Below are 20412 nucleotides of genomic sequence, written 5' to 3'. Positions count from 1 at the left end.
GTCCGCGGATCCGCCGCGACGAGATCGCCGGACGAGCCGCGCAGGCCGCGACGGAACCCGCAGTCAGGGAGGGTGCCGAACCGCGGTTTCAAGGCCGCCAGACAGCCGGGCCGCTACGGGAGCCTGTGAGCGAGCTGCCGTCCTGACTCGCGCAACGTGATGTTGAGCCGCCCCTTGAGCAGATCGTGAGGGCCGGTGCCGGGCAGGATCCGGACTACGCCGTGAAAAGCCCTGCGCGACGGCCCGCCGAACACGAACAGGTCACCGGACTCCAGCCTGACGTCCGTCCACGGCCTGCTGCGGGTCTCGGTGTTGCCGAACCGGAACACACACGCGTCTCCCAGGCTCAAGGAGACCACCGGGGCCGCGCTGAGCTCGTCCTTGTCCTGGTGCATGCCCATCTTCGCCGCATCGTCGTAGAAGTTGACCAGCGCGACGTCCGGGTCGTAGGGGCCGCCGAGTGTCTCGGCCACCGCCAGCCGGCCCAGCTCCACCAGCCGGTCCGGCAGCGGCTTGACCGGCTCGCCCGTGTAGCGGTACGGCCGCCACCTGCGGCCCAGGCTCAGTGTTCGCACCGACATCAGCCCGCCGCCGGGCAGCCGGACGCGCTCCATCCCATGGGGCGGGCGCGCCAGATCCCGGCAGGCGGTCACGAGCTCCCGCTGCTGTACGGCGCTCAGCCAGCCGGGAACATGAACCGCGCCGGGGGCGATCTCGGCCCGCTGGCGGGGCAGCAACGCGTCCACGGTCGCAGATCTTAGGACACCGGTGGACTCTCCCCTCGTGGGAGAGGACATGCTTGGGCGGGTGAACGATGACCTGCTGCCCATCGGGCAGTTCGCGCGGCTGTGCCGGCTCAGCGTCAAGCAGCTGCGTCATTACGCCGACCTCGGCCTGCTGGAGCCTGCCTGGATCGACCCCGCCAGCGGATACCGCTACTACCAGGCCGCCCAGGCGCGGCAGGCGCTGTCGATCGGGTTGCTGCGCTCGCTGGACGTGCCGCTGGCCGTGATCGGCGAGGTGCTGTCCGGTACAGCCGCCGACCAGGCGCTGGGCCGGGTCCGCGACGAGCTGGAGGCCGAGCTCGCGCGCCGCCGCCGGACCCTGGCCACGCTGGAGCGGCTGCTTCTGGCCGGACTGCCCGCGGTGGAGGTGCACCTGGCCGAAGAAGACGCCCACCGGGTGGCGCTGACGCGGGACGTGGCGGCCTCCCCGCAGGACATCGCCCGGGCCACCAGCGCGTGCGTGGCCCGGCTGCTCGCCGCGCTGCACGGCTCCCGCGACACCCAGGTGCGGCTGATCGGGTTGTTCCCGGCCGAGCTGGGCGAGCCGATCACCGTCACCGTCGCCGCCGTGATCGACGGCCCGGCTCCGCCGGGAACTCAGCTCGACCTGCTGCCCGGCGGGGTCTTCGCCTGTGCCACCCACGTGGGGCCCTACGACCAGATCAACCTCACCGCCCATGCGCTGCTGGCCTGGTGCGCCGAGCGTGGCTACGCGCCGTACGGGCCGATTCGCGAGGTCTACCTGTCCGATCCGGCGGCCACGCCGCCCGAAGAGCTGGTCACGCGCCTGATGATCCGGCTGGAGGACTCACCTTGAACTCTCCGCGCCGGCCGTCCGGGACGCCGTGCACGACCACCTCGTTGACCGACGCGCAGATCACCGCGGGGAACGGTGTCGGCGCAAAGCCGGCCTTGTAGTCCAGGAACGCCGACTTCGCTCCCGCCCCGGAGATGACCGCCGCGGCGGCCTCGTCCAGTTCGAGCAGGCTGACCCCCACCGCGGCGTGCTCGCGTACGGCGGCCGGCGCGGCCGCCACCACACGGCCGGCCTCACGCATGTCGTCCAGCTCGGCCGCAGTTTTGATCTCCACCATGTGACACGCCCTCGGCCTCCCAATACTTATACCGGTATTGTTATCACAGTGCTAGGATTTCGCGCATGGTGCGACCTCCGCTGAGCGAACTCGACCACGAACGAGGCCACCGCCTGGGCGCGGTCCTGCGCCAGGCGCGGGGCGCCCGCAGCATGGCCGAGGTGGCGTCCGCCGCCGGGATGTCCGCCGAAACCCTCCGCAAGATCGAAACCGGCCGGATTCCGACTCCGGCCTTCTTCACCATCGCGGCGCTCGCCCAGACCTTGGGCGTATCCCTGGACGTTCTGGCCGAGGTGGTCTCCGCGGAGCGCGCCGCCTGACAGCGCCGCCCGGAGCGTTTCCCCAGGGGCTCGAACCTTGATTGTCAGATGATGCATCGTTATCTGACAGACTCCTGGCCATGGCAAACGCGACCGAGTCGTGCTGCGATAGCAGCCGGCTGTGCGTCGGCATTCTCGGTTCCCTGACGCTGGACACCGCTACCGGCCCGACACGGGTCGGGGGCGCGCGGCTGCGGGCATTGCTGGCCCGGCTGGTGCTGGACGCCGGGCGTGCCGTCCGGCCGGCGACCTTGGTCGAGGCGCTGTGGGGCGAGGTGGCGGCACCGGCCGACCACCTGCACGCGCTGCAATCGCTGGTGTCCCGGTTGCGGCATGTCCTGGGCGACCCCGGGCTGCTCACCTCGGGCCCGGCCGGGTACCGGCTGGCCGTCGAGCCGGACGCGGTCGACGCCGTCCGGTTCGAGCGGCTGGCCCGCGCGGGTCGGCGCTCACACGCGCAGTCCCGGCCCGCCGAGGCTGCCGCCACCCTGCGCGAGGCCCTGAGTCTGTGGCGCGGCCCCGCCTTGGCGGACGTGCGCGAGGCACCGTTCGCCGCCGCCGAGGCCGAACGGTTCGAGCGGGCCCGGTTGGCCGCCCTGGAGGATCGGGTCGAAGCCGAGCTCGCGCTGGGCGCCGACCTCGACCTGGTCGCCGAGCTCGAATCGCTGGCCGCCGCGCACCCGTTGCGCGAACGGCTGCACGCCCAGCTGGTCCGAGCCCTGGCGCTGAACGGCCGCGGCGCCGAGGCGCTGGCCGCCTACCAGCGGATCCGCGACCTGCTGGCGGACAGTTTCGGCAGCGATCCCGGACCGCAGCTCCAGGAGGCCCACCTGGCGGTTTTGCGCGGTGAACTTCCCCGGGCCCGCCGATCGCACGGCAACCTGGACGTCCCGCTCACCAGCTTCGTGGGCCGCGACGACGACGTCCGCCGCGTGGCCGACCTGCTCGGTCGAGTTCGGCTGGTCACCCTGGTCGGTCCCGGAGGAGCGGGCAAAACCCGGCTGGCCAGCACCATCGGCCGGCGGCTCACGCCGTCCGGCGGGGTGTGGTTCGTCCCGCTGGCCCCGGTCGGCGCGGACGACGTGCCCCGTGTGGTGCTCGACCTGTTGCGGATGCGCGAAGAGGGCGTGCCGCCGCGGCCCGTCACCCCGGAGGCGGTCCTGGACCACCTGGTCGAGATGCTCGCGGACGACGACCTGGTGCTGGTGCTGGACAACTGCGAGCACGTGATCGAGGCCGCCGCGACGCTCACCGGGTTCCTGCTCGGCCGGTGCCCGAGGCTGCGGGTGCTGGCTACCAGCCGGGAATCCCTGCGGATCGACGGCGAGACCTTGCACCCGGTGCTCCCGCTGGAGCTGCCCGAACCGGGGGCGACGGCCGAGCGGGCCCGCGCCTGCTCGGCGGTCCGGCTGTTCCACGACCGGGCCGCCGCGGTACGGCCGGGCTTCGCTCCAGAAGGCAGCGCGCTGACGGCGACGGTGGAGATCTGCCGCCGCCTGGACGGCCTGCCGCTGGCGATCGAGCTGGCCGCGGCACGGTTGCGCGCCCTGCCGGTCGAGGTGGTCGCGGCACGGCTGGACGACCGCTTCCGGCTGCTCACCGGGGGCAGCCGCACCGCATTGCCGCGGCACCGGACCTTGAGCGCCGCGGTGGCCTGGAGCTGGGACCTGCTCGAAGCCGACGAGCGAGTGCTGCTGGAACGGCTGTCGGTCGTGCCCGGCACCTTCACCGAGGACGCGGCGGAGGCGATCGGCCGGTTGGGCGACGTCCGGGAGCTGCTGACGGCGTTGGTCGACAAGTCCCTGCTGCACCCGGTGGAGCCCGCCGACCCGGTCGAGCCGCGCTACCGCGTGCTGGAGACCATCCGGGAGTACGGCCTCGAGCAACTGGCCCGGCGTGACGAGGTCGACGTCATACGCGGGCGGCACGCCGGGTTCTTCCTTCAGCTGGCCGAGACCGCCGACCCGTACCTGCGCACGTCCGACCAACTGCGCTGGCTGGCCCGCCTGTCGGCAGAACGGGACAACCTGTCGGCCGCGATCCGCTGGGCGGCCGAGTCCGGCGACGCCGATCTGGCGGTCCGGTTCGGCGTCGCGCTGTGCTGGTTCTGGTTCCTGCGAGACCACCCGCCGGAGTCGCTGGACCTGCTCGGCCGGGTGCTCCAGGTCCGCGGCTCGACCGAGCCGCGGGCACGCGCACTGGTGGTCGCCGCGCACGCGCTCGCCACCACTGAGGCCGTCAGCCGGCCGGACGAGGCGGAAGCGGCCTTCGACCGGATCAGGAAGGCGCTGGAGCGCGTCGCCCCCGGCACCCACCCCGTTCTGGAGATGGCCCGGTTGGCGCTTGCCATTGGCTCGGGGCGCGATCGAGCCGCACCGGACCTGTTCGGCTTCCCGGACGAGCGGGCGGATCCGTGGAGCCGGTCGTTGGCTCTGCTGGTTCGAGGCGTGCTGGCCATGAACACCGGGCACGCCGCCGAGGCGACGGACCTGCTGTCGCGCGCGCTGACCGGCTTCGAGGAACTCGGCGAGCGGTGGGGCCTGGCGATCACGCTGAGCACCCTGAACTCGGCGTTGCAGCGGGCCGGCGAACCGGCCGGTGCGCCCGCACTGGCCGAGCGGGCCACCCGGTACTTCCGGGAACTCGGCATGCCCGAGCACACGATGGAGAACGAGGTTGCGGCCGCACTGCGCCAGGCTCGAACCGGCGACGTGGACGGTGGGCGGCGGCAGCTGGCGGACTTGCTCGACCAGGTCGAGCGGACCGGGTCGGCGGAGTCGCAAGCTCAGGTGCGCCTGGGCTTGGCGCAACTGGAGTGGCGGGCCGGGCGGCCGGGGCCGGCCCGCGAACACGCCCGGGCCGGCTTGGCCGAGGCGCCGCCCGGCCGGTCGACCCCGCACCTGACCGCGTTGCTGCTGTGCGTGCTTGCCCAGGTGGACGTCGCGGAGAGCTTCCCGGACGAGGCGGTACGCCGGCTCGACCACCCGGCGGTGCACCTGACGCTGACCTGGCATACGCCGGTCGCGGCGTCGATCGCGATCGTGGTCGCCGCGATCGAGCTGTGCCGAGATCGGCCGGAGCGGGCGGGACGGCTGCTCGGGGCCGCCACGGTGCTGCGGGGCTGGGACGATCTCGGCGACGCCGACGTGCGGATGATCACACAGCGGGCCACGGCCGCCCTGGGCGCCGCCGGGTTCGCGGCCGCGCACGACGCGGGTGCGGCGATGCCGCGGGCCGAGGCCGAAGACCTGGTGTCCGCGATCATCACCGCGCCCGGGTACGGCCGCGCCGATCAGCCGGGGTGAGCCGCGGCCGGCACGGGCTTGCCGAACATGGTGCAGATCACGGCGGTCTGGAGCGCCTGGGCGGCCTTGGCGATCTTCGGGTCGGTCTCGAACTCGGCCCAGGACTCCGTCGAGATGAGGATGGTCGCCGTGCGGCTGCCGGTGCGGTCGGTGACGTTGGCGGTGAGATAGCCGGGGATGCCGCCGTCGTGACCCCAGAACGTGCCGCACGGGGTGGCACCGGTCTGGACGCCCAGCCCGTAGCCGGGCCCGTCCGGCTGCTGCGAGTCCACCGGCACGGTGGTGCGCATCTGCGCCAGCTGGGCGGCGGGCAGCAGCTTGCCGGACATCAACGCGGTGTGGAACCGGGACCAGTCCTGCGTGGTGGACACCACCGCCCCGGCCGCCCCGCCCCACCCGGGGTCGTTGCCGGAGACGTCCACGTGACCGTGGTGACGCGCCCCGGCGAAGTGCCTGAACTCGGCCGGCACACCCGGCGGCATGTGGGCGGCATCCGGTTCGTAGCCGTGGGCATGAGGGCCGCGCCAGGTGGAGTCCGTGGCGTAGTAGGTGTGCTTGAGGTTGAGCGGCCGGGCGATCCGGTCCCGGACCAGATCGGCCAGGCCCGCCCCGGTGACCTGCTCCAGGACGGCGCCGATCGCGGCGTAGCCGGTGTTGCTGTATGACCATTTCGTGCCCGGCGCGAACAGCGGATCGTGCTTCACCCCCACGGCGAGCAGTTTCGCCGAGGTCCACCGCCGCCGGTCTGCGCCGAGGATCGACGGCTGGATCGCGGTGTCCTTGGTGTAGTCGAACAGGCCGCTGGTGTGGTTCAGCAGCATGCGCAACGTGATCGCCTTGCCGTTGGGCACCTTGCCCGGCAGCCACTTCTCCACCGGGTCGGTCAGGGCGAGCCTGCCCTCGGAGGCCAGTTGCAGCACGAGCGTGGCCATCATGGTCTTGGTGCTGGACCCCATCCGGAACTCGTCTCCCACCTTGAGCAGGTGATCCCGTCTGGTCCAGGGGGCCTGCTCGGCGATCTCGACCGGCCGGCCGCGGCCGTCGTCGGCCCGCACGATCACGCCGGGCGCCCCGGCGTCCACCAGCCTCCGCGCCAGCTGCTGTAGCTGAGCGCGCTGCGCCATGGTGCCGCTCCGGGCAGCGGACGGCGGGGCCGCGGCGGCAGCCGGGAACGACGCGGCCACGGTCAGGCTCATGGCCAGCGCCGAAACCGTGACCGTGCGCAGCCGCCGGGGCCGCACCGCGCGATCCGACGAAAAAACACGTGGGGACATTGATGGGGACATTGACCCGTTCCTCCGGGTGATAGGTGACGCGGACGACCTCACCTTCCAACCCGCCGCTCACAAACCGCACTCAGCATGCTGTCAGCCGCCTGACCGGTATCGCCCTGACCCAGCACACCATCGCCACCGCTGGCCGGGCGTCACCCGTTCCCCGACGGCCCGCGCAGCAGCGGATGGGCCCGCATCGCCACTTCCAGCTCGCCGGGCAGCTCATCGCGGTAGCGGCCCAGCGTCGCCAGGTCGCTGTGACCCAGCACCCGCCGTACCGCGTCCATGTCCACCGCGTCGGCCAGCAGGTGAGTGGCGGTGGTGTGCCGCAGGCCGTGCGGAGTCACCGAGCGCCGCCGATCGGGATCCACTCGCCGTTGCACCCGGTCGATCACCGCCTGGACGTCGCCCCGTGCCAGCCGCTTTCCCCGCCATGACAGCAGCAGCGCCTTGTCGGCCGTCTGCGCCCGGCCCCGCGCCAGATATGTCTCCAGCACGCCCGCGACGTCGTCGGGCAGCGGCACGTCGCGCGTCTTGCCGCCCTTGCCGAAGATCCGCCAGTAACGCACCCCGTCGTTGGTGTAGAAATCCTCCACGTTCGCCCGCACCAGCTCAGACACCCGGGGCCCCATCGTCGAAAGCAGCAGCACGATCAGCGCGTCACGTAACTCCGTGCGCTGGTCACGCCGCTGGGCGCGCCCGGCGTCCGGCGCCGGGCCTCCCGAGCTGCCCGGACCGCCCGCGGCGTCCCCGCCGTGACCGTCACTGAGATCACGCGCCGCACCGATCAGCCCCTGAGCCTGCTCGCGCGTCAGCGCCCGCCGTTCGGGGCGCAGCCCCCCGCGCTCCTTGGCAGTCACCGTCGCCAGCGTCATCGGATTGACCTGCACCCAGCCCACCAGCGCCGCATGCTTGAACAACGCCGAGATCGACCTGCGGAACCGCGTCTGTGACGAGGCCGACTGCACCCCTCCGTCCGGTGCGGCCCTTCGCCCGTCGGGCTTGCGCGCGAACGCCAGCAAGATCGCATCCACATCCTCGCCGGTCAGATCGTCCAGGATCCTCTCCTCGCCCGCCAGCCGCACGAACGTGATCACATCCCGCGCGTAGACCTCCGCCGTCGCCGGCGACAACGCCCCCGTCAAGGTCTTCGCCCGGATCAACTCCACGTAGCGATCGGCAGACTCCTGGACGGTGAGACGGTTCAGATCCGCTGGCCGCATGGCTTTCAGGGGCTCCCTTCCTCGGCGATCTCCCGACCGTACCGGTCGGCGCCGACAACAACCCCGCCTCGGCGATCTGTCTGGGGCCTTTGTTCGCTATGTCGCTATTGCCTGGCCGTGGACGTTCATCTCGGAGTGGAGATCAGGGCGTGAAAAGTCGCCGTCGTCGGATCGGACGCCATGAGCGCGCCGACCGCCTGCCGTCTCGTGCGGGGTGGTCACGGTGCCCCCGCGTGGAACCGGTGACCGGGTCGCGCACGAAGAGACCGGAGATCGCCACCTCCGAGATATACGATCGTTTCATGCCGAGTTTGGGATCTACAGAGTTATTCATCCTGCTGGTCGTACTCGCCTTGCTGATCATCGGGCTGGTTCTGCTGGTACGGCGCCGCCCGCGCACGCCGGCGCCCCGGCTCAGCCCTCTGGAGCTTCACCAGCAGGTCGCGGCCTTGGCCGCCGCGCAGGAGATGATCCCCGCGATCAAGCTCGTACGTGAACAGACGGGCCTTGGTCTCGCAGAGGCCAAAAGATACGTCGACGATCTCGCCGCCGGAAGAGCATTTGCACCTGTCTCACCCGGGAATGGCGCCGACCTGGCCACTCGCGTTCGCCAGCTCAAAACGGCCGGCCGTACCGAACAGGCGATGCTTCTCGTCCGAGACGAAACCGGCATGAGCGAGCCCGACGCCCAGCGCTTCGTCGAATCCATTCAGACGGCGACTCAGGGGTAGACGCCCCGGGGCTCCTCACGAGAGGTGCGGCAGGTCACCCGAACCGGCATCCCCTGGCTTCGGAGATGACGTCCACGAGACGATCGGGCACGCCGCCGACGTGGGGAGGGGGCCGCCCCCTCAGTGACTTCGCGCGGGCCGGGGGTTTCGAGCGGTTCATATGTATTCGAGCGGTTCATATGTAGGGGCGGGTGACCGCGACCAGCTCGGCGACGGCGTCGGCGGTCCTGACGAAGACCGCCGATGGGGGAGTCCTCTCGCGCACGTCCTCGGTCCGGATCGCCATGACCGCGGGAGGGCTCCCCAGATCGCCGTATCGGGCGGCGACGGCCTCGGTGATCGCCCCGCTCGCGTCGCTGACCACATTCTTCGCCGATCCTCGCGAGCCGGAGGCCGACAGGTAGCCGATCAGTGCGGCGAACCGCAGCTCATCGGCCATCGAGGGGAGCGACTCGCCGTCGGGCGGAGGCGCCTGCGGCCGGTCCAGCCAGAACACCCCTCCGTGGAGAAAACCCGCATAGGTCGTCTCGCCATGCCGCAGCGTCCGCACCGTGTCGGCCAGCAGACCCCCGAATTCCGACAGATCCGCATCCGGCGGCAGATCGGTGGTGACCAGCAGCGGCACAATCAGCGAATCCAGCATCAGCGAGTATCCCTCCGTGAGTTGGCTCATCGTAGGGCTCGGCACCGACAATCTTGGGGAAGTTCACGCGGGCTCGGCGAGTTGGGCGCCGCCGGGCCCGGGGCGGATTTCCCCAGGCCCGGCTCTCAGCCGCCGATGCTGTCGCGGACGATGAGGTCGCCGGGAAGCAGAAGCCCGGCCTGGGGGGTCACACCGTCGTCGATGGTCTGGAGCAGACGGCTGACCAGGGCGTCGGCGATCCGGCGCAGCGGCAGCCGTACCGTGGTCAGTGCGGGCTGCATGAACGCGGTGATGGGCAGATCGTTGAAACCGGTGACGGCCAGGTCGGTGCCGACGGTCAGGCCCTCCTGCCGCGCGGCCGCGTAGAGGCCCATGGCCAGCCAATCACTGGCGGCGACCACGGCGGACGGCCGGCGGCCGCGGAGCAGCCGCCGTGCGGTCTCGGTGATCTCGGCGGGGTCGTCATCGGGCGCGGCGATCTCCAGAGTGGGGGAGGCGTCGAGGCCGAACCGGCGCACGCCCGCGCGGAACCCCTCCAGGCGGTCGTCCATCCAGGGCAGCCCGGTAGCCGACCCAAGAAAGGCGATCTTGCGGTGTCCGCGGGCGACGAGCAGGCCGATCAGGTCGAGCATCGCCTGCACCGTGTCGACGTCCACCCATGACTGGGGCTGCGCGGCGTCGGTCCTGCCGAACGCCGCGAAGGGGAAGCCCCGCTCCGCCAGGTGGACCACCCTCGGGTCGTCGCGGAGCACGTCGGACAGCAGGAACCCGTCCGCGGTGCGTGCGGCGATCACCTCGTCGAACGCCTGCGTCTGATCCTGGCCCGGGCGGGGCCGTACCAGCAGGATCCGGTAGCCGACCTCACCGGCCGCCGCGACGAGGGACTCCAGGAAGCCGCCCATCAGCGGGTTGGGGTTGGCCGGATCGTCCTCCGGCGTGGTGTAGGCGATGATGCGCCGGGTGCCCGAACGGAGACTGCGCGCCGACTGGTCGGGCCGGTAACCCATCTCCTCGATCAGGGTGGTGACCCTGTCCAGGGTCTCCGGCTTCAGCCGGTAGGGCGCGTTGAGCGCGTTGGAGACGGTCTGCCGGGACACACCGGCCGCACGGGCGACGTCCTCGATGGTCACTCCGCGGCCACGCGGCCGGTGTCCTCCCACTTACTCCTCCTCGGTACGGCGGTGCAGTCTCAGCAACCCGCCCATCGGCACCGTCACCAGGCTCGTCCCGGTGTCCAGGCGCAGCGTCGTCGCGGAGACCAGCTCTCCCCGGCAGTCGTGCACGGTCGCCCGCACCTCCTCGGCCTCCTGACCGAGGAGGATCACGCGGGAGTCGGGATCGGCGTTGGCGATCAGGAGCTCCCGCCAGCCGGAAGCGGGGACCTCCACCGGCACGGGCGCGTAGCGGGCGATGACCATGGTCTGATCATCGTAGGCCCGCACGAGCGGGTATCCGATCTCGGGTCTGGCGGGCTCGAACACCCCGTGCTGCAGCGTGTTGAGGTAGTGACGGAAGATGCCCAGCCAGAACTCCAGGGCCTCCCGCTGCGCGGCGCTTTGCGCGCTCAGATCCACCGAGATCTGCGGTACGGCGAACAGCACGTTGATCAGGTGAACCGCGACCTGCTCGGGAGGCTCGGCGGGGTGCCACATGATCATGTCGGCGTGCACGGCGAGCGGCCCGGCGGTCAGCCGCAGGTCGACCGTGCGCTGCCGGTTCTCCTGCGGGCTGAGCGGGCAGTCGACGGCCCGGACCATGCTCGCGTACGGCCACAGACCCGGGCTCGTGTAGGGCTGCCGGTGTTCGATCATGACGTCGGGCCGGGTACGGCGCAGCCGCGCGTCGAGTTCGTGCAGCAGCCGCCGGGTGCCCTCGCTCGTTTCGGCGCAGTCCATGCCCTCCTTGAACGGGGGCGCGTCCTCCACCGCGAACCAGTCGACGAAGTCGATCTTCAAGCCGTCCATGTCCCAGAGCTCGACCGACTGGGCCAGCCGGTCGATCACGTAGGCCCGGACATCGGGATAGCGGGGGTCGAGGACGCCGGCGTCCATGTGGTCGGCGTAGCGCAGGAGCTTGTCCTCGAACCTGGCGAAGGCGCCGTTCTCCTTGCCGACGAAGGGGATGGCGTACCAGAGCATGTAGGCCATGCCGAGGTCGTGCACCCGCTTGACGTGTGACGCCATGTCGGGGAACGTCGTCAGGTTCGGCTCCCAGTCGCCGCAGTAGGCGTACCCCCGGTTCCGGTCGGCCGTCTGCCAGCCGTCGTCCACGATGATCAGCTCGCAGCCCAGCTCGCGGGCCAGGCGCGCCTGCAGCTCCACATTCTCCTCGCCGACCTCCTGGTGCAGGCTGTACCAGGTCGAATAGGCCGGCAGCCGGGCCGCGCCGGGCATGTCGGGCAGAGCCTGGCCCTCGGCCCACCACGTCGCCACATCCGCCAGGGCGGCGGAGAACAGCCTGTTGGACAGGTCGATCCGGAGCCGGAACGCCTCGCCCTCGTGCTCCACGGTGAACAGGTATTCCCCGGTCTCCTCGATGAGACCGCCGCCGAGCCGTACCCGGGAGACCGATTCGGCGACGGCGACGGTGCACACGTTGGCGTCGGACGTACCGACCAGGGAGACCACCGGAGCGCCCAGCGCCAGCGAGGTCGTCTTCGGCTTGCGCCATGACGGCGGCAGCCACCGCTGCGCGCCGCTGTCAGGGGTCCAGAACCCGGTGACCTCGACGGCGGGAACGCGCCATTCCGCGCGGAAGGTCGCCGGCCCGGAGGCCTCGAGCACCCAGACCCCGTCGGCGACGGTGGTAACCGTGACGTCGAGGCCCTCCCGGGTGGCACCCACCTCGACGGTGACGTCGCCGACCTGGACCGTGGTGGAGCTGGCCGCCTCCGCGGGAGCGGGAGTGTGCGGCTGCCACAACTGCATGGTCATCCCTTCGTGGCTCCGGCCAGCAGGCCGGAGATGAACTGTCGCTGGAAGAAGAGGAACAGGATCATCACCGGGAGCGTCGAGATCGTGCTCGCCAGCAGGACCTGGCCGAAGTCGGTGTTCGCCAGGCCGTTCAGGGTGGCCATGGCGACCGGCAGGGTCTGCATCTCCGCGCTGCGCAGCGCGATCAACGGCCAGACGAAGTCGTTCCAGGCCCAGAGGAAGAGGAAGATCGTCAACGCCGCGAGCACCGGCCGCATGACGGGGACCACGACCCGCCAGATGATGCGCAACTCCCCGGCGCCGTCCACCCGGGCCGCGTCCAGCAGCTCGTCGGGCAGGCCGCTCAACGCCTGGCGCATGAGGAAGATCCCGAACGGCACGGTCAGGTTCGGCAGGATGACCGCCGGATAGCTGTCGAGCAGGTCGAAGTTCAGCATCATCTCGAAGAGCGGGATCAGCCGCACCTGGATCGGGATGACCAGCGTGGCCAGCAGCATGACGAACAGGATGTTCTTGCCGCGGAAGTCGAACTTGGCGAAGGCGTACCCGGCGAGGACCGAGACGATGAGGCCGCCGACGGTCTGCAGGGTGGACACGACGGCCGAGTTGAGCAGCACCCGGGTGAGCCCGATCGACTCCTCCAGCCCGGTCAGGTTGTCCCAGAGGTGGCCGCCGGGCAGGAACTTCGGCGGCCAGGTGAAGATGTCCTTGTCTTCATGGGTGGCGGCCATCACCAGCCAGTAGAAGGGGCCCACGCACAGGCCGAAGGCCGCGGCCAGAGCGAAGGTGAGTGTCCAGCGCTTCACCGGCGCTCTCCCATCAACCGGACCTGGATCATGCCCAGCAGGGCGACCAGGAGCGCCAGCGCGTAGGCGATCGCGGAGGCGTAACCGAAATCGAAGTACGTGAAGCCGTTGACGTAGAGGTACATGGTCACCGTGAGCGTGGCGTTGTCGGGGCCACCGCCGGTGAGCACGAGCGGCTCGTCGAAGAGCTGGAGCGTGCCGATCGTGGAGAGCACCACGGTGAGCAGGATGATCGGCCGCAGCTGGGGCACGGTGATCCGCCGGAACCGGGTGACCGGCCCGGCGCCGTCCACCATCGCGGCCTCGTAGAGCTCCTTGGGGATGCCCTGCAGCCCGGCCAGGTAGATGACCGCGTAATAGCCGACATAGTGCCAGTTCAGCGCGATCACGATACCGATCTTGGCCCAGATGGGGCTGCCCAGCCAGTCGACCTTGTCGATGCCCAGGAAGGAGAGCAGCCAGTTGAGCAGGCCGCCGTCCTTGTTGAGGATCACCGAGAACATCACGCCGTAGGCGACCAGACCGGTGAGCGAGGGCATGAACACCCCGAGCCGCCACACCGCCCTGGCCTTGACCAGGGCCGAGTTCAGCCCGAGCGAGAGCAGCAGGGCCAGGCCCAGCATCAGCGGCACCTGCACGACCAGGATCAGCGCCGTGTTGCGCAGCGCCGTCCAGAACAGCGGGTCCTGCAGCAGCCGCGTGTAGTTGTCCAGGCCGGTGAAGGTGCGCGCCGCGCCCGCGCCCGTGGTGAGGCTGATCCAGGCCGACGCGGCGATCGGGTAGGCCTTGAAGATCCCGAACCCGAGTATCGCGGGCAGGAGCAGCAGGTAAGGAATGTTACGGCGGGTGACCAGCCCCCGGCGCGCGCTGGTGGCGCGCGCCGGGGAAGTCCTGCCGAGCAGGAGCGTCATGCCTGCTGCCGCCCCGTCTGCTGGGCGAGCAGGCCGGCGGCCTCCTTGAGAACGGCGGCCGGGTCCCCGCCCTTGATCAGTACCTTGGTCTGGGCGTCGGAGGCGATCTTCAGCGCCTTGGCGTAGTCACCGGTGAAGTTGGTCGCGTCCGCGCCCTGGTTGAGCACGTCGACGAAGGTCTTCAGCACCGGCTGGTCACCGTAGAAGGGCCAGCCCTCGGTGTAGGTGGGGGCGCTGTGCGCGGCGGTCAGCGCGGGGAACACGCCGCCGGCCTTGAACATCTTGTTCATCGCATCCGGCTTGGTCAGCGCGTACTCCACGAACTTCCACGCGGCGGCCTGGTTCTTGCTGCTCCCGGCCACCGACAGGAAGGTGGAGTTGACGATCGCGGACCGGCTGCCTCCGGCGGTGACCGCGGGCGGCACCATGACCCGCCACTTGCTCTTCTGGTCGGGGAACTTGCTGGCCAGGTATTCCGCCGCCCAGGCGGGGAAGGGCGCGATGGCGAACTTGCCCTCGCCCATCATCCGCTTCCAGGTCCCCTCGCCCGCGGTGTCGGCGAGCAGTCCCGCGTCGTTCAGCTGCTTGATGATCGTCATCGCCTGTACGGCCTGCGGCGAACCAAGCGTGACCTTGCCCTCCATGTTGAAGTAGAAGGCGCCCTGCAACTGCATGAGGTTCTGGAACAGGTCCATGTCGGGACTGGTGCCCGGCTTGTTCAGCCCGGTCAGGAAGACGCCGGTGGACGCCTTGATCTTCTTACCCGCCTCGATCAGGTCGGCCCAGGTCGCGATGGACTCCGGGTCGACCCCGGCCTTGTCGAAGTAGTCGTCCCGGTAGAACAGGCCGAGGGGGTTGACCTCCCACGGCATCGCGTAGGCGCCGCCGTCCTTGCCGGTGACCGTCGGCCACAGGCCCTTGGAGAAGGCGTCCTTGTGCTTGTCGGCTCCCAGCTTGCTCAGGTTGGCGAGCCCGCCCGGGAACTTCTCCATGTAGCCGGGCAGGTAGTCCACTCCGATGTGGAGCACGTCCGCCAGCCCCTTGCCGCCCGCGGCCATGCCCACCGTGATCTTGTCCCAGATCGCGGGGTTGCCGACGTCCTGGACGTCGACCTTGATGCCGGGGTTGTCCCGCTCGAAGTCGGGCACGACGCCGCGCAGCGCCTCGGCCGCGGTGGTCCAGCTCCAGACGGTGATCTTCGTGGGGCCGCCGCTAGCCTTCTCTTCCCCGGCGCCGCACGCGCTCGCACCGAGCATGACGGCGCCCGCCGCCGCGAACCGCATGAGGTCGCGGCGGCTCATGGTGAAGTCGGTCATTTCCTGTTCCTTTCGAGGGATGAACGCCGCCCCCGACGGCAGTGAACCAAGGTGATTTCTGCTGGTGCTCCCTGCCATCTCGCATGGGCGTGCCGGTGACAGGCGGCGCCCGATGAGAGGAAGCGGTGTTCGACGAAGGGCACCGAAGCCGGAACGGATCGTTCAGCCGGTGAACCGGGCGGTCCCGGTGGGGGCCGCCAGCCGTGGTGAGGAGCGCCGGCGGTTCGCCGGCCGTGGTGGGAGGTGCTGCGGGTCCACCTGCCGCGCACGTGGGGGGAGCGTTCATGACTCACCCACCGTGCGCAGTCCGAAGGCGAGGCGCTGGGCCGCCTCATTCGGGGTGGTGGCGTGCGGGGAGAGACGGACCCAGCCGTTGCGGGCCGTGGTCACGAGCCCCGCGTCGGACAGCGCCCGCTGGACCTCGAGCGGGTCGCGCCCGGGGAGCCGGAAGGAGCCGATGCCGCCGCGTTCGGTGGCGGGCAGGTCGTCCAGCAGCACCTGTGCCCCGGCGCTGCGGGCGGTGTCGAGCATGACGCCCAGGGTTTCCGTGATCTGGTCGCCGATCGCCGTGGTCCCCACGCCCAGCACGAGGTCGATCGCGGTGCCCAGGGCCGCGACGGCGGGGAAGTCGGGGTTGGTGAAGGTGTGGGCGATCGCCCCGGGCAACGGCGGGCGAGGGTGGTCTGCCGTGCCGAGTGGGGAAGGACCTGACGTGTCGCGCGGGGAGTGGCTTTCCGCGCCGGGCGGGAGACCGTCCTGGGCGCCGCCGGTGCCGAACGGATTCTCGACGCCGGACCAGCCGCCGAGCCCCGGCAGGAGCCTGCCGGCCACCCGGTCGCGGATGAGCAGCAGCGCCGCGCCCCAGCCGGCCCGCAGCCATTTCTGCCCGCCGCAGACGAGTATGTCGGCGGCCTCGACCTCCAGCGGTACGGCGCCGAGCCCCTGGATCGCGTCCACGATCAGCAGGCGATCGGGGCCGAGCACCTCCTTCAGGGCGCCCAGCGGGGCCCGGTATCCGGTCAGCGCGTCGACGGCGCTGACCGTGAGAGCCCCCACGGAGTCGTCGAGGTGTTCGGCGATGATCTCCGGGGTGACGCGAAGGGAGTCGATCCAGCGCACCTGCGGGCCGCCGCGTTCCGCCAGGCGTAGCCAGGGGTAGACGTTGGCGGGGAACTCGCCGCGGGGGACGAGGATCGCGCCCCCCGCGGGCAGCGCCGCCGCGGCGGCGAACAGGCCGTGGCTGGTGGAGGAGACGAAGGCCACCTCGTGTTCTTCCGCTCGCAGCAGCCTCGCCGCCGAGGAACGCGCGTCGGCCGTGACGCCCTCGAACCAGGTCAAAGCCACTGACGAGTCGCCCCTGCTCAGCCGGGCGGTCTCGATGACCATCATCGCGACCTCGTGCGAGGTCGGGCCGACCCTGGCGAAGTCGACGTAGCCGGGAGGCTCGCCGAACTGGGCCAAATAGCTGTCCCAGCTGATTTGAACGTTCAAATTCACTGCAGGGGGCACCCTGGAAAACCTCCGGAAGGAGAATGTGTTTCGTGGATTCGGGCAGGTGAGAGCCGCGGCCTTGCCCGGGAACCGGATCTCGATCCTGTCGGGCGCTACTGGCGGCGGGAGAATTTTGTTTGAACGTTCATATCACGCCGAATGGGACTCTCGGCAAGATAGGGACAGGACAAAATTCGATAACGGCACATGAAGGTCACCCCGGATGCGTACGGCGTGCGGCACGCTCCACGCACCCGGGGTGTCATTCACGCGTCGCGCGTCCGGAACAGCAGGCCGCCGCCCAGGAGCGCCGCAGCGGCCCACGCGGTGAGCACGCCGAGGCCTGCCCACGGGCTGAGGGGCAGGGTGTCGAGGTGGGTGGTGGCCTGGACGGCGAGCCCCGCGTTCATCGGCGAGATCCGCCACAGGAGCAGCTGCCAGTCCGGGTCGGAGACCATGAAAGGAAGGGCCGACAGGACATAGACCAGGCCGAACACGACCCCGACGGCCGCCGCCGAGTTCCGTACGGCGGTGGCGACGCCGAGGCTGAGCAGGGCGATCAGCATGAGGTAGAGCACCGAGCCGGCGGCGGCGCGGAACGTCGGCCCGTCGGCCAGGGAAAGGAGCGGGTAGCCGTGCGCGGGAGTGAAGCCGTTGCCGGGCAGGATGAGCCGCCCGGCCAGCACGGACCCGAGTACGGCGACGCTCCCCGCGACCAGCGTCAGGCCGGTGAGGACGGCCGCCTTGGCGGCCAGGACGGTGATCCGGCGCGGCATCGCCGTCAGGGTGGTGCGGATCATGCCGGTGCCGTACTCGCCGCTGATCGCCAGCACGGCGAGGACGGCGACGACCGCCTGGCCCGCCTGGACCCCGATGAGGCTGAGTTTGACGGCGTCGTGATTGCATCCCGTCGACGGGCAGGAAACGGTCGCGGTCGCCGCGGTGCTCGCGGCCGCGGTCAGCGCGACGAGGGCGAGCAGCATCCAGCCGGTTCCGGCCGTGGTGCGCAGCTTGGTCCACTCCGCGTGCAGTCCCCGTCTCATGCGTCCCTCCGGCGCAGTCGGACGACGGCCAGGCCGAGGGCGAGCGCGGCATAGCCACAGGACACGGCGAAGCCGGCCCACGGCGCCAGCGGGTAGTAGCCGCCTTGAGGGGAGTGATAGCCGAGCACGTGCGCGTACTCCGGGATGCTCTGCTGGATCGCGAAGCCGGCGGCCGGGGTGAGCCGCAGCAGCCACTGTGCCACACCCACGGGCAGGACGGAGGCGGTCGCGAGGATCTGGGGCAGGATGACCGCCGCGAGGGCGATGGTGATCGCCACGGGGCCGCGCCGCAGCAGGGAGCCAAGGGCGAGGGCGAAGACGGCGGCGACCGCGAGCAGCGCCGCGACGCCGGCCACCACGCGCACCTCGGTGAGCGTGCTCACCGGAAGGACGTAGTTGCCGTTGGCGCGCAGGATACGTGTGCCGAGCGGGACCGCGACGCCGGCGGCGGCCAGCCCCGCGACGAAGGTCACCGCGGCGATCACCACGGCCTTCGCCACCAGCACCCGGCCGCGCCGCGGGCTGGCCAGCAGGCTGGTGCGGATCAGGCCCCGCCGGTATTCGGCGGTGATGAACATCACCGCTATCACGATCACCACGATCAGCCCGGCCAGCACACCGGAAAGGGTGCTCTCGATGGTCCTGCCCTCGTCGCCCGGCCCGATGTCCCCGACTCCGGTCACGCTGAACGTGCCGCCGGACTGTTCGAACCTGCCTGGATGATGGGATCCCTCAGGGCCTTTGGTGACTCCGATGTCGTCGTGGCGCCACGCATCGTTCGCCGTACCTTCCACGCCGACCTGGTCGAAGACGGCGGTGGCCTCGGCGAAGCGCCCCGCCACGATGACCCCGCCGAAATCGCCCTGGGTCACCTTCAGATCACCCGGGGAGGCGGTGAACATCCCGATGCGCACGGTGGACGGCAGTCCGGGCAGGCGGACCGTACCGACCTTGGCCCATCGCGCACCGTCGGCCGACTCGTAGCCGGTGAGCGTGTCACCGGAGCGGATCAGCCGCAGCCAGCGCGGGGACGCCTTCGAGACGCCGCCCGGGCGGCCGGCCATGTCGTGGACGAAGTTGTGCTGCATCCGCACCCCGTGCTCGGCGGTGACCATCACCGCCGCGTAGGGAGAGCCCTGCCGGGTGCCGTCCTTGATGATGACCCCGGCCTTCGCCCACGGGGTGAGGCCGGAGACCTCGTTTCTGACCCCCGGGGTGACGTCGGGCAGGCGAATCCTGCCGGTCATGGAGGTCACGCGGACGGTGATGCCGCCGTCTTCGGTCAGCGGTCTGTGCACGAAGTAGAACTTGTCGTTCACCGCTCCACCCTCCGGCCCCACCGGAGGGACAGGACAGGCGATCTCGACCGGGCCGTTGCCGCACGATGTGTGGTTGCCTGACGCGGTGACCACCCCGAGCAGCACGGTGACCAGCGCCGCGACCACCATGCCGATCACCCAGCCGCGGACCGTCCGGAACTTGGTCCACTCCGCGTGCAGCAGGTTCGTGAAGCGGTCGCGCCCGGCTCGCAGGTCCGAGCGGTACGGGGTGACGGTACCGGCGGTCATCGCGCCGCCTCCCGGCCCACGGTCGCGCGGAACTCGACCGCGTCCCGGGTGAGGTCCATGTAGGCCTCCTCCAGCGTCGCGCGATGGGCCGCCACCTCGGAGAACGGCACCGCGTCCGCGTTGAGGAGCGCCACGACGCGCTCTGCCGCCAGCCCGGAGACGGTGAGCGTGTCGCGGTCGGCGGTGGCCACGGTGGCGCCGGCGTGCGCCAGCGTCGCCATCGCCTCCGACCGCGCCGTGGTGCGCAGCGTGACCCGGCCGTTGGACGCGGTCGCGATCAGGTCGGCCACGCTGGTGTCCGCGACGACCCGGCCGCGGCCCACCACCACGAGATGGCCGGCGGTGTCCTGCAGTTCGCTCATCAGGTGGCTGGACACCAGGACGGCGCGGCCCTCCGCGGCCAGCGACCGCAGGAAGCCGCGTATCCACACGATGCCCTCGGGGTCCAGGCCGTTGACCGGCTCGTCGAGCATGAGCACCGGCGGGTCGCCGAGCAGCGCCGCGGCGATCCCGAGCCGCTGGCGCATGCCCAGCGAGAAGCCCCCCGCCTTGCGGCGGGCCACCGATCGCAGGCCGACCTGCTCGATCACTTCATCGACCCGCTTGGCGCCCAGCCCCTGGGAGTGGGCCAGCCACAGCAGATGGTCACGGGCGCTGCGGCTCGGCTGCAGCGCGGCGGCGTCCAGCAGCGCCCCGATATGACGCAGGGGGGTGTGCAGGCTTTTGTACGGCTGTCCGCCGATCAGCGCGCTGCCCTCGTCGGCCGCGTCCAGGCCGAGGATCACCCGCATCGTGGTGGACTTCCCCGCGCCGTTGGGGCCGACGAAACCGGTGACCTGCCCCGGCCTCACGGTGAAGGACATCCCGTCCAACGCCGTGGTCTGGCCGAACCGCTTGCGCAGCCCGATGACTTCGATGGTTGCTTGCATGCCAAGCAGATTAGGCAGCGGCAGGGGTGCGGGTCGTCCC

General features: G+C 70.8%; 18 protein-coding genes. 4 read left to right on the top strand and 14 right to left on the bottom strand.

What is annotated here, in order from left to right; translation table 11 throughout:
• Positions 1–113: 113 nt before the first annotated feature.
• Complete coding sequence (locus ACFY2X_RS16550; RefSeq protein WP_389938873.1) at positions 114–797, bottom strand: alpha-ketoglutarate-dependent dioxygenase AlkB family protein; 684 nt, start codon at positions 795–797, stop codon at positions 114–116.
• 10 nt (positions 798–807) lie between these two features.
• Between ACFY2X_RS16550 and ACFY2X_RS16545 the strand changes: the two genes are divergently transcribed.
• On the top strand, positions 808–1602 hold the full coding sequence (locus tag ACFY2X_RS16545) for a MerR family transcriptional regulator (protein WP_389938870.1): 795 nt from the start codon (positions 808–810) through the stop codon (positions 1600–1602).
• Here the strand turns inward: ACFY2X_RS16545 and ACFY2X_RS16540 are convergent.
• A complete protein-coding gene (locus ACFY2X_RS16540; RefSeq protein ID WP_389938867.1) occupies positions 1565–1879 on the bottom strand; it encodes a M24 family metallopeptidase in 315 nt (104 codons plus the stop codon). The two genes, ACFY2X_RS16545 and ACFY2X_RS16540, sit on opposite strands and share 38 nt — an antisense overlap.
• Positions 1880–1944: 65 nt before the next feature.
• Here ACFY2X_RS16540 and ACFY2X_RS16535 point away from each other — a divergent pair, with 65 nt between their 5' ends.
• Entirely contained in the window at positions 1945–2199 is a 255-nt protein-coding gene (locus ACFY2X_RS16535; RefSeq protein ID WP_389938864.1) for a helix-turn-helix domain-containing protein, read from the top strand.
• Positions 2200–2279: 80 nt separating this feature from the next.
• Complete coding sequence (locus ACFY2X_RS16530) at positions 2280–5504, top strand: BTAD domain-containing putative transcriptional regulator (protein ID WP_389938862.1); 3225 nt, start codon at positions 2280–2282, stop codon at positions 5502–5504.
• Here the strand turns inward: ACFY2X_RS16530 and ACFY2X_RS16525 are convergent.
• On the bottom strand, positions 5492–6745 hold the full coding sequence (locus ACFY2X_RS16525) for a serine hydrolase domain-containing protein (protein ID WP_389938859.1): 1254 nt from the start codon (positions 6743–6745) through the stop codon (positions 5492–5494). The genes ACFY2X_RS16530 and ACFY2X_RS16525 overlap by 13 nt on opposite strands.
• 185 nt (positions 6746–6930) lie before the next feature.
• Positions 6931–8001, bottom strand: a complete 1071-nt coding sequence (locus ACFY2X_RS16520) for a tyrosine-type recombinase/integrase (RefSeq protein WP_389938856.1) — start codon at positions 7999–8001, stop codon at positions 6931–6933.
• A 233-nt stretch (positions 8002–8234) separates the two neighbouring features.
• Here ACFY2X_RS16520 and ACFY2X_RS16515 point away from each other — a divergent pair, with 233 nt between their 5' ends.
• A complete protein-coding gene (locus tag ACFY2X_RS16515) occupies positions 8235–8732 on the top strand; it encodes a ribosomal protein L7/L12 (protein ID WP_389938853.1) in 498 nt (165 codons plus the stop codon).
• A gap of 175 nt (positions 8733–8907) precedes the next feature.
• Here ACFY2X_RS16515 and ACFY2X_RS16510 read toward each other — a convergent pair whose 3' ends face one another.
• The 10 genes from ACFY2X_RS16510 to ACFY2X_RS16465 all read right to left on the bottom strand — a co-directional run bounded on the left by ACFY2X_RS16510 (position 8908) and on the right by ACFY2X_RS16465 (position 20372).
• Entirely contained in the window at positions 8908–9405 is a 498-nt protein-coding gene (locus ACFY2X_RS16510) for a hypothetical protein (RefSeq protein ID WP_389938850.1), read from the bottom strand.
• Between the two features lie 95 nt (positions 9406–9500).
• Positions 9501–10535 carry a LacI family DNA-binding transcriptional regulator gene (locus ACFY2X_RS16505; protein ID WP_389938847.1) on the bottom strand — a complete coding sequence of 345 codons (1035 nt, stop codon included), beginning with the start codon at positions 10533–10535 and terminating at the stop codon, positions 9501–9503.
• On the bottom strand, positions 10536–12308 hold the full coding sequence (locus ACFY2X_RS16500; protein ID WP_389938844.1) for a glycoside hydrolase family 36 protein: 1773 nt from the start codon (positions 12306–12308) through the stop codon (positions 10536–10538).
• Positions 12305–13114, bottom strand: a complete 810-nt coding sequence (locus ACFY2X_RS16495) for a carbohydrate ABC transporter permease (RefSeq protein WP_389938841.1) — start codon at positions 13112–13114, stop codon at positions 12305–12307. Before ACFY2X_RS16495 ends, ACFY2X_RS16500 begins: the two co-directional genes overlap by 4 nt.
• Positions 13111–14025 carry a carbohydrate ABC transporter permease gene (locus ACFY2X_RS16490; protein WP_389938838.1) on the bottom strand — a complete coding sequence of 305 codons (915 nt, stop codon included), beginning with the start codon at positions 14023–14025 and terminating at the stop codon, positions 13111–13113. The genes ACFY2X_RS16495 and ACFY2X_RS16490 overlap by 4 nt, the downstream gene beginning before the upstream one ends.
• Entirely contained in the window at positions 14022–15341 is a 1320-nt protein-coding gene (locus ACFY2X_RS16485; protein WP_389938835.1) for an ABC transporter substrate-binding protein, read from the bottom strand. Before ACFY2X_RS16485 ends, ACFY2X_RS16490 begins: the two co-directional genes overlap by 4 nt.
• A gap of 282 nt (positions 15342–15623) precedes the next feature.
• The gene (locus ACFY2X_RS16480) at positions 15624–16838 is read right to left on the bottom strand and encodes an aminotransferase class V-fold PLP-dependent enzyme (RefSeq protein ID WP_389938833.1); all 1215 of its coding nucleotides are present in this window, start codon (positions 16836–16838) and stop codon (positions 15624–15626) included.
• Positions 16839–17098: 260 nt separating this feature from the next.
• Positions 17099–17875 (bottom strand): ABC transporter permease, encoded by a 777-nt coding sequence (locus ACFY2X_RS16475; RefSeq protein ID WP_389938830.1) that lies wholly within the window; start codon positions 17873–17875, stop codon positions 17099–17101.
• A complete protein-coding gene (locus ACFY2X_RS16470) occupies positions 17872–19443 on the bottom strand; it encodes an ABC transporter permease subunit (RefSeq protein ID WP_389938827.1) in 1572 nt (523 codons plus the stop codon). The genes ACFY2X_RS16475 and ACFY2X_RS16470 overlap by 4 nt, the downstream gene beginning before the upstream one ends.
• The gene (locus ACFY2X_RS16465; protein WP_389938824.1) at positions 19440–20372 is read right to left on the bottom strand and encodes an ATP-binding cassette domain-containing protein; all 933 of its coding nucleotides are present in this window, start codon (positions 20370–20372) and stop codon (positions 19440–19442) included. The genes ACFY2X_RS16470 and ACFY2X_RS16465 overlap by 4 nt, the downstream gene beginning before the upstream one ends.
• Positions 20373–20412: the final 40 nt, after the last annotated feature.

The organism is Streptosporangium sp. NPDC000396 (assembly GCF_042898655.1).
Taxonomy (GTDB): Bacteria; Actinomycetota; Actinomycetes; order Streptosporangiales; family Streptosporangiaceae; genus Streptosporangium.
Note: the sequence above shows the minus strand (reverse complement) of the source record. Positions and strands in the feature narration are given on the sequence as shown.

Bases quoted from the DNA above. Each gene is read 5' to 3' on its own strand.
- ACFY2X_RS16540 (WP_389938867.1), bottom strand. From the start codon at position 1,879: ATGGTGGAGATCAAAACTGCGGCCGAGCTGGACGACATGCGTGAGGCC.
- ACFY2X_RS16465 (WP_389938824.1), bottom strand. From the start codon at position 20,372: ATGCAAGCAACCATCGAAGTCATCGGGCTGCGCAAGCGGTTCGGCCAG.
- ACFY2X_RS16530 (WP_389938862.1), top strand. From the start codon at position 2,280: ATGGCAAACGCGACCGAGTCGTGCTGCGATAGCAGCCGGCTGTGCGTC.
- ACFY2X_RS16510 (WP_389938850.1), bottom strand. From the start codon at position 9,405: ATGAGCCAACTCACGGAGGGATACTCGCTGATGCTGGATTCGCTGATT.
- ACFY2X_RS16535 (WP_389938864.1), top strand. From the start codon at position 1,945: ATGGTGCGACCTCCGCTGAGCGAACTCGACCACGAACGAGGCCACCGC.
- ACFY2X_RS16490 (WP_389938838.1), bottom strand. From the start codon at position 14,025: ATGACGCTCCTGCTCGGCAGGACTTCCCCGGCGCGCGCCACCAGCGCG.
- ACFY2X_RS16550 (WP_389938873.1), bottom strand. From the start codon at position 797: ATGTCCTCTCCCACGAGGGGAGAGTCCACCGGTGTCCTAAGATCTGCG.
- ACFY2X_RS16520 (WP_389938856.1), bottom strand. From the start codon at position 8,001: ATGCGGCCAGCGGATCTGAACCGTCTCACCGTCCAGGAGTCTGCCGAT.
- ACFY2X_RS16500 (WP_389938844.1), bottom strand. From the start codon at position 12,308: ATGACCATGCAGTTGTGGCAGCCGCACACTCCCGCTCCCGCGGAGGCG.
- ACFY2X_RS16470 (WP_389938827.1), bottom strand. From the start codon at position 19,443: ATGACCGCCGGTACCGTCACCCCGTACCGCTCGGACCTGCGAGCCGGG.
- ACFY2X_RS16485 (WP_389938835.1), bottom strand. From the start codon at position 15,341: ATGACCGACTTCACCATGAGCCGCCGCGACCTCATGCGGTTCGCGGCG.
- ACFY2X_RS16475 (WP_389938830.1), bottom strand. From the start codon at position 17,875: ATGAGACGGGGACTGCACGCGGAGTGGACCAAGCTGCGCACCACGGCC.